This window comes from Robiginitalea marina (assembly GCF_024006985.1).
Lineage (GTDB): Bacteria > Bacteroidota > Bacteroidia > Flavobacteriales > Flavobacteriaceae > Robiginitalea > Robiginitalea marina.
In genome coordinates, this window is record NZ_JAMXIB010000004.1 from 182,302 (window position 1) to 195,560 (window position 13,259).

At 54.7% G+C, this 13,259-nt stretch carries 12 protein-coding genes; 2 read left to right on the forward strand and 10 right to left on the reverse strand.

All coding sequences use genetic code 11. The features are described from left to right. Nucleotides 1–71 precede the first annotated feature (71 nt). The 3 genes from NG653_RS06900 to NG653_RS06910 form a co-directional block, all read right to left on the reverse strand. Complete coding sequence (locus NG653_RS06900) at nucleotides 72–449, reverse strand: hypothetical protein (RefSeq protein ID WP_252740953.1); 378 nt, start codon at nucleotides 447–449, stop codon at nucleotides 72–74. Nucleotides 450–520: 71 nt separating this feature from the next. Next, nucleotides 521–4,051, reverse strand: a complete 3,531-nt coding sequence (gene nifJ / locus NG653_RS06905; protein ID WP_252740954.1) for a pyruvate:ferredoxin (flavodoxin) oxidoreductase — start codon at nucleotides 4,049–4,051, stop codon at nucleotides 521–523. Nucleotides 4,052–4,272: 221 nt separating this feature from the next. Then, nucleotides 4,273–4,626 carry a 4Fe-4S dicluster domain-containing protein gene (locus NG653_RS06910; RefSeq protein ID WP_252740955.1) on the reverse strand — a complete coding sequence of 118 codons (354 nt, stop codon included), beginning with the start codon at nucleotides 4,624–4,626 and terminating at the stop codon, nucleotides 4,273–4,275. A gap of 141 nt (nucleotides 4,627–4,767) precedes the next feature. On the opposite strand from NG653_RS06910, the gene NG653_RS06915 reads away from it, so the two are divergent. Beyond that, nucleotides 4,768–6,627 carry a 2-oxoacid:acceptor oxidoreductase subunit alpha gene (locus NG653_RS06915; RefSeq protein ID WP_252740956.1) on the forward strand — a complete coding sequence of 620 codons (1,860 nt, stop codon included), beginning with the start codon at nucleotides 4,768–4,770 and terminating at the stop codon, nucleotides 6,625–6,627. Nucleotides 6,628–6,629: 2 nt separating this feature from the next. Then, nucleotides 6,630–7,640: a 2-oxoacid:ferredoxin oxidoreductase subunit beta gene (locus NG653_RS06920; protein WP_252740957.1), complete on the forward strand. Its 1,011-nt coding sequence runs from the start codon at nucleotides 6,630–6,632 to the stop codon at nucleotides 7,638–7,640. A gap of 23 nt (nucleotides 7,641–7,663) precedes the next feature. Here NG653_RS06920 and NG653_RS06925 read toward each other — a convergent pair whose 3' ends face one another. From NG653_RS06925 to NG653_RS06955, 7 genes are read right to left on the reverse strand one after another with little or no spacing between them, the layout of a single operon-like run. Beyond that, nucleotides 7,664–8,239 (reverse strand): electron transport complex protein RnfA, encoded by a 576-nt coding sequence (locus NG653_RS06925; protein ID WP_252740958.1) that lies wholly within the window; start codon nucleotides 8,237–8,239, stop codon nucleotides 7,664–7,666. A 1-nt stretch (nucleotide 8,240) separates the two neighbouring features. Continuing rightward, nucleotides 8,241–8,846: an RnfABCDGE type electron transport complex subunit E gene (locus NG653_RS06930; RefSeq protein ID WP_252740959.1), complete on the reverse strand. Its 606-nt coding sequence runs from the start codon at nucleotides 8,844–8,846 to the stop codon at nucleotides 8,241–8,243. Nucleotides 8,847–8,851: 5 nt separating this feature from the next. Further along, nucleotides 8,852–9,448, reverse strand: coding sequence for an RnfABCDGE type electron transport complex subunit G (locus tag NG653_RS06935; protein ID WP_252740960.1), 597 nt, complete (start codon nucleotides 9,446–9,448; stop codon nucleotides 8,852–8,854). A gap of 2 nt (nucleotides 9,449–9,450) precedes the next feature. Beyond that, nucleotides 9,451–10,461: an RnfABCDGE type electron transport complex subunit D gene (locus NG653_RS06940; protein ID WP_252740961.1), complete on the reverse strand. Its 1,011-nt coding sequence runs from the start codon at nucleotides 10,459–10,461 to the stop codon at nucleotides 9,451–9,453. Between the two features lie 2 nt (nucleotides 10,462–10,463). Next, nucleotides 10,464–11,792, reverse strand: a complete 1,329-nt coding sequence (rsxC, locus tag NG653_RS06945) for an electron transport complex subunit RsxC (protein ID WP_252740962.1) — start codon at nucleotides 11,790–11,792, stop codon at nucleotides 10,464–10,466. Continuing rightward, entirely contained in the window at nucleotides 11,785–12,675 is an 891-nt protein-coding gene (locus NG653_RS06950; RefSeq protein ID WP_252740963.1) for a Fe-S cluster domain-containing protein, read from the reverse strand. Before NG653_RS06950 ends, rsxC begins: the two co-directional genes overlap by 8 nt. 6 nt (nucleotides 12,676–12,681) lie before the next feature. Beyond that, complete coding sequence (locus NG653_RS06955; RefSeq protein WP_252740964.1) at nucleotides 12,682–13,110, reverse strand: SoxR reducing system RseC family protein; 429 nt, start codon at nucleotides 13,108–13,110, stop codon at nucleotides 12,682–12,684. Between the last annotated feature and the right edge of the window lie 149 nt (nucleotides 13,111–13,259).

The window sequence follows — 13,259 nt, forward strand, 5'->3', positions numbered from 1 at the left end:
TTGCGATGGCAGCCGCAGGCACGCCCTCCCCGCGGAGGGCGTGCCTGTTTCTGCATCCCGGGGTCGGTGGGTCAGGCAATGATTTTCTCCCTTCTCAAAAAAGTATCCAGGCTGTCGGCAATATCGAAGCACCGGCTGAACACGGTTGGGACATTTTGAAACCTCGACTCCTCTTTGTGGGCATTACACGCAAAGCCCGAGAGGTGCACCTCCCCGAAGTGATTGTTGATGGCCTTGCATTGCTCATAAAGGCCGGCGATGGTTTCCTCCTCCCCGGGCACAATGGAATTCAGCATCAGGTATCCCTTCAGGTAGTTTTCGATGGCGGCATGGGAGTGACTGCAAACCAGGGCCGCAACCACGTCCTCTTCGGGCCTGCATAACTCGTCGTTGGCTTCCCTTAGTTTTTGGAAAGCATCAGCAAACAACTTAACTGCTTTATCTTTCATGAGTGACAAATATTAGGGTTCAATCGCGTCGGATCATCACCACTGCCCCGTCAGGGCTCCTTTAGTGTTATTTACATATTCCTGAACAGTTCTAACCGCTCCCACCGGGTATCCAGTTCTTCCTGGGCCTGTTTCAGCAAGGCTTCGCCCAATTTGGCATCTTCCTTGGCAACCCTCCGGAACCGCATTTCATTGTACATAAAGTCTTCGATAGGGGCACTGGGTTCTTTGGAATCGAGCTTGAATTTCTTCCCTTTGGGCTTGGAAGGATCAAACCTGAAGAGGGGCCAGTATCCGGTTTCGACAGCTTTCTCCTGCTGCAGGGCCCCGTCCTTCAGGTCGTACCCGTGCTCGCCGCAATGGGAGTATGCAACGATAAGGGAAGGCCCCGGATAAGCGGCTGCCTCTTCAATGGCCTTCAGGGTCTGGAGATCCCGGGCCCCCATGGCTACCTGGGCTACATAGACATTTTCATAGGATATCGCCTGTAAGGCCAGGCTCTTTTTCCCGGTCCGTTTCCCCGAAACAGAGAATTTCGCGCTGGCGCCCAGGGGGGTGGCTTTGGAAGTCTGGCCCCCCGTATTGGAATATACCTCGGTATCCAGCACCATGACGTTGATGTCCTCGCCGGATGCCAGTACATGGTCGAGGCCACCGTATCCGATATCGTATGCCCAGCCATCCCCACCGACGATCCAGACTGCTTTCTTGCGGAGGTAGTCGGAGAGGCGGTTTAATTTTTTGGCCTCCGGGTCTTCGAGGGTATCCAGGATTTTCCTGAGGGCGTCGAGGTCTTCGAATTTCCGGCTCCGTTCCAGTTCCGTACTTTCAGGGTTGTTCAATATGGCATCGGCCAGTTCTTCGCCAACCACCGACCTAAGCGAGGTTAGCAGGGAAGTGGCGATCTCCTGCTTCTTGCTCAGCGCGAGTTTCATGCCGAAACCAAATTCGGCGTTATCCTCGAAGAGCGAATTGGCCCAGGCAGGCCCCCGGCCTTCCTTGTTGGTTTTATAGGGCGTGGTGGGCAGGTTCCCGCCGTAGATGGAAGAACAACCCGTGGCGTTGGCGATCATGATGCTGTCGCCGTAGAGTTGGGTCAGCATTTTTATATAGGGGGTTTCCCCGCAGCCTGAACAGGCCCCTGAGAATTCAAAAAGCGGTTCCAGGAACTGCGACCCCTTGACGTTGGTGATCTGCAGGGCTGTACGGTCATAGTCCGGCAACTCGATGAAGTAATCCCAGTTTTTGTCCTGAACGGTATCGACCTCGAGCTTTTTGTGCATGTTGATGGCCCTGAAATTTTCGATTTCCTTGCTTACTGCAGGGCAAACGGCCACACAAAGGTCACAGCCGGTGCAGTCCTCGGGCGAAACCTGGAGGATGTAGGACTCCGAACTGCTGTCGAAAGGCCTTCCCTTGGCAGGAACGGCCTTCAGGGATGCCGGGGCGTCCGCGAGGAGCGTATTGGGCACCACCTTGGCACGGATGGCGGCATGCGGGCAGATCGCGACGCATTTGTTGCACTGGGTGCAAAGGTTTTCATCGTCCCAGACCGGGATGAAATCGGCGATGCCGCGTTTCTCGTACTGGGTGGTTCCTGTGGGGAACGTGCCGTCTACCGGGAAGGCGCTTACCGGGAGGTCATCTCCCTTGCCCGCCAGGATTTTCCCCAGTACTTCCATTACGAACGGGTCGCGGGTGCCGGTCATCATGGGTTTCAGTTCCCTGTCGCTGGTTATGGTATCGGGATAGGCCACTTTCAGGAGGTTTTCCAGGGAAGCATCCACCGCATCGAAGTTCTTCTTTACGATTTTATCGCCTTTGTGGGAATAGGTCTTAACAATGGCATTCTTGATCCGTTGTATGGCCTCATCCTTGGGCAGGATGCCCGAAATGGCAAAGAAACAGGTTTGGAGGATCGTATTGGTCCTTTTGCCCAGGTTGGCTTCCTGGGCCACACGGGTAGCGTCGATGATGTAGAAATCCACCTGGTTTTTCACGATATCCTCCTGCATTTTCCGGGGCAGTTTATCCCAGATTTCGGCTGTGGAGTAAGGGGAGTTCAACAGGAAGGTGCCGCCTTTCTTGATATGGCTGAGGATGTCGTATTTTTCAATGAAATTGAACTGGTGGCAGGCGATGAAATCGGCCTTGTGGATCAGGTAGGAGGAATAGATGGGCTCCGGCCCGAAGCGGAGGTGCGAAACGGTTTGCACCCCGGCCTTTTTGGAGTCGTAGACAAAATACCCCTGCACGTAATTGTCGGTGGTTTCCCCGATGATTTTGATGGAGTTTTTGTTGGCACCCACTGTGCCGTCTGACCCGAGGCCGAAGAACATGCAGTTAAAGGTGGTCTTGATGGTTTGCAGGGGTTCCCCGATTTCAAGGCTTTTATGCGAAACATCATCGTTGATGCCCACTGTGAAGTGGTTGATCGGGTTGGGTTTGTCCAACTCATCAAAAACCGCCTTCACCATGGCCGGATCAAATTCCTTGCTCGACAACCCGTAACGGCCACCCAGGATCATTGGCATTTCCCTTTCACTTTCCATAAAGGCCGTAATGACATCCAGGTAAAGGGGTTCCCCGGTGCTTCCGGGTTCCTTGGTCCGGTCAAGGACCGCCACTTTTTTGACGGTTTTTGGGAGTGAATCGATAAAATGGCTGATGGAAAATGGCCGGAACAGCCGTACAATGACCGCTCCAACTTTTTCGCCGTTTTTTGCCATGGTGTTCACCGTTTCGATGACCGGCCCCTGGCCGGACCCCATGATAACCACTACCTTCTCTGCCTCGGGGTGTCCTATATAGTAGAACAGGCTATACCGCCGCCCCGTATGCGCATAGAATTCATCCATGGTATCCTGCACAATGGCGGGGACCTTGTCGTAAAAAGTATTTGCCGCTTCCCTGGCCTGGAAAAACACGTCTGGGTTTTGGGATGTGCCCCGCACCACCGGATGGTCAGGGTCCAATGACCGTTTTTTGTGTGCCATGATTTCCTCCTCCGGCATCATGGCTTTGATGATCTCGTCGGGGATGGCATCGATCTTGGAAATCTCATGGGAGGTTCGGAATCCGTCAAAAATATTCAGGAAGGGCACCCTTGATTTCAGGGTGGCGACCTGGGAGATCAGCGCAAAGTCCATGGCTTCCTGTACGGACCCGCCAAACAACATGGAGAACCCTGTTTGCCTCGCCGCCATGACGTCGGAGTGGTCCCCGAAAATGGACAGGGCGTGGGTGGCCACGGTCCGGGCGGCGATATGAATGACACAGGGCAATAACTCCCCGGCTATTTTATACAGGTTGGGGATCATCAGCAACAAGCCCTGCGATGCCGTAAATGTGGTGGTAAGGGCACCCCCCTGCAGGGATCCGTGTACAGCCCCTGCAGCCCCTCCCTCGCTTTGCATCTCGACGATTTTAGGGACATTCCCCCAAATATTCGTCTGGCCAGCCGAACTGAACACATCCACGTGCTCCCCCATGGGCGAGGCAGGGGTGATCGGATAAATGGCGCAAACCTCGTTGGTTTTATGGGCGATTCTGGCGACGGCTTCATTTGCGTCGCAAATGAGTTTAGGGAAGTCTTTTTTCATGACAGGAAGCTTGTTTGCATTGAATTTAGCAGGATTTATGCCCGGGAAATGCCGGTAACCCGCATTTAAAATGGGATTCTGTTTTATAAAATTACGTCCCGTAAAACACTCATAACATGATAATTATCAGAGTATGGGAGATTTCGGGGGGAAGGGGGAAAACCCAGGGTGCCCGTTCCCGAAGGTCCGCAGGCCGGCTAGGTTGGCCCGTACCGGCCAGATCATTCCCCGTACAACCAGGCTTTCTTGGCCAACAATTCCTCTTCTGATTCCTGGTGGGCATCATCCGGGACACAGCAATCCACCGGGCAAACGGAGGCACACTGCGGTTCATCGTGGAACCCCTTGCATTCGGTACACTTTCCGGGGACGATATAGTAGAATTCATCTGATAGCGGTTCGTTTTCCGTATCGGCGTCGACTACATCGCCCGATCCGGGCACAGTTACCGTTCCGCTTAAAGCGGTTTCATCGGAATAGGACCACTCTTCCCCTGGTTCATAGATGGCATTGTTGGGACATTCTGAGATACAGGCGTCACAATTGATACACTCATCGGTAATAATGATAGCCATGGTATTTGGATTTAAATGTTGTCGTCTAAAAGTAAGACTCCCATTCCGCGGATTTAATGATATAAGTCAGGATTCGTTGGGGGAAGGGGAAGTATATTTATGGCAATCAGATAAATTCAGGAGAACAAAAACATTCAGGCAATGATCAATTTGAAAAATAGCGAACAGGACATCAATGCCCTGGAAGCTGTTGTCGTAAGGTTCGTGGGCGATTCCGGGGACGGGATGCAACTGACCGGGACCCAGTTTTCAGACACCTCGGCCATGTTCGGGAATGATGTAGCCACCTTCCCCAACTACCCTTCCGAAATCAGGGCCCCCCAGGGCAGCCTGTACGGCGTTTCCGGTTTCCAGGTCCACATTGGAAGCATAGAGGTAAGCACGCCGGGGGACAATGTGGACCTCCTGGTGGCAATGAACCCCGCTGGGCTGAAAACGAATTTGTACGCGGTAAAGCCCGGGCATACCATTATTGTGGATTCGGACTCCTTTACCAAAAAGAACCTGGAAAAGGCGGAGTACGACACCAACCCGCTGGAAGACGGGAGCCTTGAGAATTACAGGGTCATTGAAGTGGCCATGTCTTCCCTTACCAAAGAGGCTTTAAAGGACCTTAGCGGCCTTGACAACAAAATCATCACCCGCAGCAAGAATATGTTTGCCCTGGGGATGGTTTACTGGATGTACCACCGTTCCCCGGAACACACTATTGATTTTGTCAACAAAAAATTCAAGAATAACCCCCTGCTGATCGAAGCCAATACCCGGGTGCTGAATGCAGGGTACTATTATTCCGAAACCCTTGAGCTGATCCCGAATTCCTACACCATTGCGCCTGCCAGGATGCCCCCCGGGACTTACCGGGTCATTATGGGGAATACGGCGACGGCCTGGGGCTTTCTGGCCGCGGCAGAGAAATCGGGACTCGAACTGTTCCTCGGCTCGTATCCCATAACCCCTGCCTCCGACATCCTTCACGAACTGGTGAAGCACAAACACTTTGGGGTCAAGACCCTGCAGGCCGAAGATGAAATTGCAGGGATCACCTCGGCCATTGGCGCCTCCTTTGCGGGGAACCTGGCCATTACCACCACCTCGGGCCCCGGCCTGGCCCTGAAAGGCGAGGCCCTGGGCCTGGCTATGATGGTGGAACTGCCCCTGGTCATCGTGGATGTCCAACGGGGAGGGCCCTCCACCGGATTGCCTACCAAAACAGAGCAATCCGACCTCCTGCAGGCCATGTACGGCAGAAATGGGGAAAGCCCGGTTATCGTCATTGCGGCCAGCACCCCTGCCAACTGTTTTGATTACGCTTTTCAGGCAGCCAAACTGACCCTGGAGCACATGACCCCGGTTATTTTGCTGACCGACGGCTACATCGCCAACGGATCGGCCCCCTGGAAAATCCAGTCGGTGGCCGAATTGCCTGAAATCAGGCACCGACAGGTGAAGGAGGGCGGGGAAAACTGGTCTCCCTACCACCGCGATGAGGCCACCCTGGCCCGTTCATGGGCCGTCCCGGGAACCCCGGGCCTGGAACACCGGGTAGGCGGCCTTGAAAAGGATGCCGATACCGGGAATGTTTCTTACGTCCCGGAGAACCATGAGTACATGACCCATATCCGGGCCGAGAAAATTAAGAGGGTACAGGATTTCATCCCTGAGGTTACTCCTGAATTTGCAGACGAGGGAGACCTGCTGGTTATCGGTTGGGGAGGTACCTATGGCGCCCTGCACACTGCAGTTAAACAATTGAACCAAGAAGGGTTTTCCAATATCGGGTTTGCACATTTCAATTACATCAACCCCTTGCCCCCAAATACCGGGGAGGTCCTGAAGCGGTTCAAGACCCTCATCGTATGTGAATTGAATAGCGGACAGTTTTCCAAAATCCTGAAAATCAATTTCAGCGGACTTACGTTTTTGCAATACAATAAGGTACAGGGCCTTCCCTTCGGGAATGAGGAACTGGTTCAGAAATTCAAACACTATTTGGTTTAGACATGGAAACGACAGTAAAGAAGTATACATTCAGGGATTTTGCAAGTGACCAGGAAGTGCGTTGGTGCCCGGGTTGCGACGACTATGTGATTCTGCGGTCGATGCAAAAGGCGCTCCCGGAAATGGGGGTGAACAAGGAAGATGTGGTGTTTATTTCCGGCATCGGTTGTTCGTCCCGGTTCCCCTATTATATGGATACATACGGGATGCATGGCATCCACGGCAGGGCCCCGGCTATCGCCACGGGCGTTAAACTGGCCAACCCCGGCCTCAGCGTATGGGTGATCACCGGCGACGGAGACAGCATGGCGATTGGGGGCAACCATTTCATCCATGTGTTGCGCCGCAATATCGACCTGAACATCATCCTGTTCAACAATAAGATTTACGGGCTGACCAAGGGGCAGTTCTCACCCACCTCTTCGGTCGGTCAAAAAACAAAATCGTCACCCTACGGCAATACCCAGCCCCCATTCCTGGCCGGCGAACTGGCCATCGGGTCCCAGGCGCGTTTCTTTGCCAGGATTGCCGGAAACATGCCCGGGGAAATGACGGACACCCTGATCGCCGCCGAAAAATTCAACGGGACTTCCCTGATTGAGGTTTTGCAGAACTGCGTTATTTTCAACGATGGGTGCTTTACCGAGTTCACCGACAAAACCGTGCGGGAAGACCGGCAACTGCATGTGGTGCATGGTGAGCCGATGATTTTCGGGAAAAACCGCGACAAGGGCCTGGTCCTTAACGGCCTTAAGCTCGAGGTGGTCACTATAGGGGAGCAGGGCATTACCGAAGCGGACATCCTCGTCCACGACGCCTGCGAACAGGACCCCACCCTCCACCAAATGCTGGTGCGGCTTTCGTTCCCCCTGGTAACCGGGATCATCAGGAGTTATGCAGATATAACCCTGGAGGAACGGGAAGATGCGCTTACTGCAAAGGTTAAGGCCAACTCCGATTTTGTAAAAACCGACGACCTCTTTTTTTCAGGGGAAACCTATACGGTGGAATAGCATCCTGCTGGTGCTTCCGATGGTCAAACCAACCCGGCAAATCCCAAAAAGGCCAAAGAAAGCAGCCCGGCAACCAGCAGGTTGATGGGCACTCCTTTCATGCCTTCCGGGAGGTCAGCCAGTTCCAGGTATTCCCTGATGCTTGCAAAAACAATAAGGGCCAGGGCAAAGCCGGCCGAGCTGGAAATGGCGAAGAACACCGCCTTGATCAGGCTGCCGTCTTCAAGGCCCAGCGCCAGGATGGCGACCCCCAGGACCGCACAATTGGTCGTGATCAGGGGCAGGAACACCCCCAGGGCCTGGTATAAGGGGGGGCTTACTTTCTTCATGACGATCTCGACCATCTGTACCAGGGCTGCAATGACCAGGATGAAGGTAATGGTCCGGAGGTAGTCCAGTCCCATGGGTACCAGCAGGTACTGGTGCAGCAGGTAGGTTACCGTGGTGGCAATGGTCATCACAAACAGCACGGCCCCAGACATCCCCACCGAGGTGGAAACTTTGCTGGAAACCCCCAGGAACGGACAGATCCCCAAAAACTGAGACAGAACTATGTTGTTGACAAATACGGCGCTTATCAGGATGATGAGGAATTCCATGTTATGCCATGTTACGGGTTAGCCGATTGAAGAAGATCGCCAGGTATGCCAGGGCGATAAAGGCCCCGGGGGGCAGGATAAAAAGGATGAGTGTACTGGCATCCTCAGGGACGAATTTGAATTCAAAAATGCTGCCGTTCCCCAGGATTTCCCGGGTTGCCCCCAGGGCCGTCAGTGCGAGGACAAAGCCTGCGCCCATACCCAGGGCGTCCACAATCGAGGACACCAGGTTGTTTTTGGAGGCAAAGGCTTCCGCCCGCCCCAGGATCAGGCAGTTTACCACGATCAGCGGGATAAAGATCCCCAGTTGTTCATACAGGAAGGGGATATAGGCCTCCAGCACCATTTCCACCACCGTCACAAAGGAAGCGATGATCACGATGAAAGCCGGGATCCGGACTTTGGCCGGTACCTGGGCTTTGATCAGGGAAACGACAATGTTCGACATCAGCAGCACAAACAGGGTGGCCATCCCCATCCCAAGGCCGTTAAAGGCCGAGGAGGTTACCCCCAGGGTTGGACACATCCCCAGGAGCATCACAAAGACCGGGTTTTCCTTCAGGATGCCTTTGAGGAAATTCTGTTTTTGATTCAGTGTTTCTGCCATGCTCCTTAGTTGTGGGGTTTAGCAAGGGTATCCTTATGTTCTGTAAATGCGTCATAGGCCTGTTGGGCCGCTTCTGCAAAGGCCCGGGTGGTAATGGTGGCCCCGGCCAGGGCATCCACCGCCCCCCCGTCTTTTTTGGCCCTCATGTCAAACGTTTCGGGGTTTTTGCCCCGGAACTGGCGCAAAAAGGCCTCCCCTTTCATCTTGGTGCCCAGCCCGGGTGTTTCTTTTTGTTCCAGGACTTCGATATTGTTTATCCGGCCATCGGGCTGAAAGCCAACCATGATCTTTATCAGGCCGCTATACCCTTTTTCCGATACCCCGGTGACTGCAGCGCCGGCAAAGGAACCCTCCTGAAAAGCCGGGTAAAGTTCAATACTGTCTTTTGCCGTTGGTGTCCCGATCCGGATGATCCCCGACACCGGATCGTTGTCGAAGGGGGGGAGTACATGCTGCAGGGCGCTCAGTTTTTTGGCAAGCCTTGCCCTGGCTTTGGGTGCAAGGGTCAGGTCATTGACGAACCCCAGCGTCAAACCTGCCGCCAGGGTGATGGCGAAAAGGACCACCACCATATTCACAAGGGTCGACTCTTTCTTTTTCATCCTCACATGATTTTGGCTTTAATCCTCGACCCGAATCTGCGGGGTTTAAAATAGCGGTTGATCAGGGGCACAAAGGCGTTCATGATCAGGATGGCGAAGGAGATACCCTCCGGGTAGGCGCCGAACAACCGGATCACCACGGTAATGGCCCCGATGCCCAGGGCAAAGACCACCATTCCCTTTTTGGTTACCGGGCTGGTCACCAGGTCGGTGGCCATATAGAAGGCCCCCAGAATAGCCCCCCCGGAGAGTACATGGATCAGTGGGTTCGCATAATGCTCCGGATCCGCCCACCAGAAGATACCCGTCATCACGGCAATGGTAGCGAGCACGGTAACGGGGATATGCCAGGAAATCACCTTCCGGGCGATGAGGAACACCCCGCCCAAAATCAGGGCAAGGGCAGACATTTCCCCGAGGGAGCCGGAGGTGATCCCCAGGAGCATGTCCTGCACGGGGGGCAGGTTGGGGCTGATGGCGGTCATCGTTTCACCGAATTGCACCCCTTCCTTGATGAGCCCCAGGGTGGTGGCCCCGGTCATGGCATCCACCAGGGACGCGTTGTTTTCCACGGCCGTGGGCCACAGGGTCATCTGGACGGGGAAGGAGACCAGCAAAAAGACGCGCCCCACCAGGGCCGGGTTGAAAATGTTGTAGCCCAGGCCCCCAAACGACAATTTGGCCACCCCAATGGCAACCAGGCTCCCGATGACCACCATCCACACCGGAAGGCCTGCGGGCAGGTTAAAGGCCAGCAGGATGCCCGTGATCAGGGCGGAGCCATCCGCTATGGTGACCTCGGTTTTCAGCAGGTACCGCTGGATGAGGTATTCGAAAAACAGGCACGATACCACAGCCGCCGCAGTAACGATCAGGGCGCTGAACCCGAAGACATACAGGGAAACCAGGAATGCCGGCACCAGGGCGATAACCACGTCATACATCAGTTTTTTGGAGGTTCGCTCTGAATGTACGTGCGGGGAGGCGGAAACAATGATGGGTTGGTCGCTCATAGCTACCCTTTATTCGATTCGAGTTGCTTTGCAATGGTTTTTCCAAAGCGGATGTAGTCCAGAAGGGGTCGGTGGGAGGGGCATACATAGCTGCAGGAGCCGCATTCGATGCAGGTCATGATGTCTTCCCGGGCAGCTGCCTGGTACATCCCCTTCTCAGTCAGGTTCATCAGCAGGTGGGGTTCGAGGCCCATGGGGCAGACCTCCACGCATTCCCCGCAACGGATACAGCTGCTGGGCTTCCCACGGCTGGCCTCATCCCCCGGGATGACCAGGATGCCCGAAGTACCCTTGGTCACGGGGACATCGGTGCTTTTCAGGGCTTTGCCCATCATCGGGCCGCCGCTGACAATTTTACGGGTGCCTTCCGGCACCCCGCCCACCGCTTCCAGCAGGTCGCTGATGGGGGTTCCTATTTTTACCCAGAAATTCGAGGGGTTTTCAAGTTTTTTCCCGGTAACGGTAACCACCCGGTCCATCAGCGGCCGGTGGTGCTGCACCGCCTGGTAGATGGCAAAAACGGTCCCTACGTTGTGGACCACCACCCCGACATCCAGCGGAAGGCCGTTCTTTGGGACTTCGCGTTTCAGCAGGGCGCGCACGAGTTGTTTTTCCCCTCCCTGGGGATACTTTACCTTCAGGGCTGCGATCTGGATACCCGGAGCTTCCCGGGTAAGTTTCCGGAACAGGTCAATGGCATCCCTTTTGTTGTTTTCAATCCCGATGATGGCCCTGCGGACATCCAGGGCATGCATCAAAATGCGGATGCCGACCAGAATTTCTTCCGCTTTTTCCAGCATCAGCCGGTGGTCCGCCGTCAGGTAGGGCTCGCATTCCACCCCGTTGATGATCAGGCAGTCCAGCGTTTTGTCAGCCTTGATGTTCAGTTTAACGTGGGAAGGAAACGTAGCCCCGCCCAGGCCTACAATCCCGAAATCAGAGATGCGCTGCAGGATTTCACCGGGTTCCATGGTAATCTCTTTCTTCAGCGGCAAATCTGCTGCTTCCAGGTTGGATTCATCCTTAAGGTCAGTCCGGATGACAATGCATTGTGTCTTATAGCCTCGGGTGTCGACAATTTTGTCCAGTTTGGTGACGGTGCCGGCCACCGGGGCATGGATGTTGGAAGAGACATACCCTCCCGATTTGGCGATAACCTGCCCCGTGGCGACCTTCTCCTTCACCTCCACCACGATCTCGGCGGGGATGCCGATATGCTGCGATATGGGGACGTATACCACCTTGGGGACCGGAAGTTTCTGGATCGGTTTCGAGGAGGTCAGTTTGTTCTCCGGAGGGTGGATGCCTCCTTTTGGAAAGGTCCTAAGCATCGTTTTGCGGATTTGCCGGTTCTATGTTAAGGGTGGCCACAGGCGTCACCTCTTTGATTTTACGCGGCGGGAAATTGGTTTCAATTATGGAATGGGTCGGGCATACATCCACGCATTTCCTGCACAGGGTGCAGAGTGCCGGATCGATATAGGCCAGGTTGTTCTCCATGTTGATGGCGTCTTTCGGACAGACGTCAAGGCATTTGGAACACCCGATGCAGGCCACCGCGCAGGCTTTTTTGGCGATCCCGCCCTTCTCCTCATTCAGGCAGCCGACAAAGATTTTCAAATCCCTTTTGTGTTTTGGGCGCATCTCGATGATGTTCCGCGGACAGGCGGTCACACACATTCCGCAGGAGGTACACTTATCGGTGATCACCACCGGGAGTCCGGTGGTTTCATCCATGTACATGGCGTCAAATTTGCAGGCCACCACACAATCGCCGTCCCCCAGGCACCCGTACTGGCAATCGGTTTCACCGCTATAGATCAGGGCAGAGATAGCGCAGGACCGCGGGCCCTGGTACTCGCTGGTTTTCGGCCGCACCTCACAACTCCCCTGGCAGCGGATTACCGCTACGGTAGGGTCTTTTTCGGCCACTTCTTTCCCCAGGGCTTCGGCCACCAAATGCATCACCGCATTCCCCCCCACAGGGCAAAACAATGCTGAAATATCTTCGGTGCCCACCAGTTTTTCCGCAAAGGACCGGCAGCCCGGGGAGCCGCAACCCGCGCAATTGGCCCCAGGCAACAGGTCTTCCACGGTGGCGATCAGGGGGTCTTCATACACATGGAACCGCCTGGAGACCACGTAGAGCACCAGGGCCGCCACGGTTCCCAGCAGGGCCATTAAAATCACGCTATTCAGGATGGAATCTGTCATGGCTTTTCAAATGCGCTTTAGGGTCATCTCAAGGGTTTTCCTGAAATAGTCCTTCAGCCCGTGGAGCAACAGGTAATAGGGGATAAGGACCAGGAGGGAGAGCAGGCCCGCAGCCCATTCCGATAACAGGAGGGAGGAGGCCAGCAAAGTACTCAGCATCAGGATAAATGGAAAAATATAGGCCCAGAATACGGCCTTGTGCCCTGAATGCTTCCGAAGGATAACTTCCACGGGTTCGTACAGGGTAAAGCGCCCCCCCGGATCGGCCACCTCAACTTCTTTGGAAGTCGAATCGGAAACCCCGCAGGCCCCCTTGGCCTTACAGGACTCGCAGTGGAGGTTCTTATCCAGGGAAACGATGACGGAACCCCGGCTGATTTTTGTAATCACCCCGGAGTGGACGTAAACCCCTTCTTCCGCCTGTCTTGAATCCATGACCCTTGTTGGTTATCCATTCTGTTCGCAAGGTGAAACTAAGGCATTTACCACGGTCAAATCATGATATATATCAGATAATGGCCCCATTTTATGACTGAAATCACCCCCGGGCGGCTTTTCCCCCTGCCGGGGCCGTACAGGCCGAT

Excerpts from the sequence above, each read along its gene's own strand:
- NG653_RS06920 (WP_252740957.1), top strand. The coding sequence starts at position 6,630 with ATGGAAACGACAGTAAAGAAGTATACATTCAGGGATTTTGCAAGTGAC.
- NG653_RS06955 (WP_252740964.1), bottom strand. The coding sequence starts at position 13,110 with ATGGATTCAAGACAGGCGGAAGAAGGGGTTTACGTCCACTCCGGGGTG.
- NG653_RS06900 (WP_252740953.1), bottom strand. The coding sequence starts at position 449 with ATGAAAGATAAAGCAGTTAAGTTGTTTGCTGATGCTTTCCAAAAACTA.
- rsxC (WP_252740962.1), bottom strand. The coding sequence starts at position 11,792 with ATGCTTAGGACCTTTCCAAAAGGAGGCATCCACCCTCCGGAGAACAAA.
- NG653_RS06910 (WP_252740955.1), bottom strand. The coding sequence starts at position 4,626 with ATGGCTATCATTATTACCGATGAGTGTATCAATTGTGACGCCTGTATC.
- NG653_RS06935 (WP_252740960.1), bottom strand. The coding sequence starts at position 9,448 with ATGAAAAAGAAAGAGTCGACCCTTGTGAATATGGTGGTGGTCCTTTTC.
- nifJ (WP_252740954.1), bottom strand. The coding sequence starts at position 4,051 with ATGAAAAAAGACTTCCCTAAACTCATTTGCGACGCAAATGAAGCCGTC.
- NG653_RS06915 (WP_252740956.1), top strand. The coding sequence starts at position 4,768 with ATGATCAATTTGAAAAATAGCGAACAGGACATCAATGCCCTGGAAGCT.
- NG653_RS06940 (WP_252740961.1), bottom strand. The coding sequence starts at position 10,461 with ATGAGCGACCAACCCATCATTGTTTCCGCCTCCCCGCACGTACATTCA.
- NG653_RS06925 (WP_252740958.1), bottom strand. The coding sequence starts at position 8,239 with ATGGAATTCCTCATCATCCTGATAAGCGCCGTATTTGTCAACAACATA.
- NG653_RS06930 (WP_252740959.1), bottom strand. The coding sequence starts at position 8,846 with ATGGCAGAAACACTGAATCAAAAACAGAATTTCCTCAAAGGCATCCTG.
- NG653_RS06950 (WP_252740963.1), bottom strand. The coding sequence starts at position 12,675 with ATGACAGATTCCATCCTGAATAGCGTGATTTTAATGGCCCTGCTGGGA.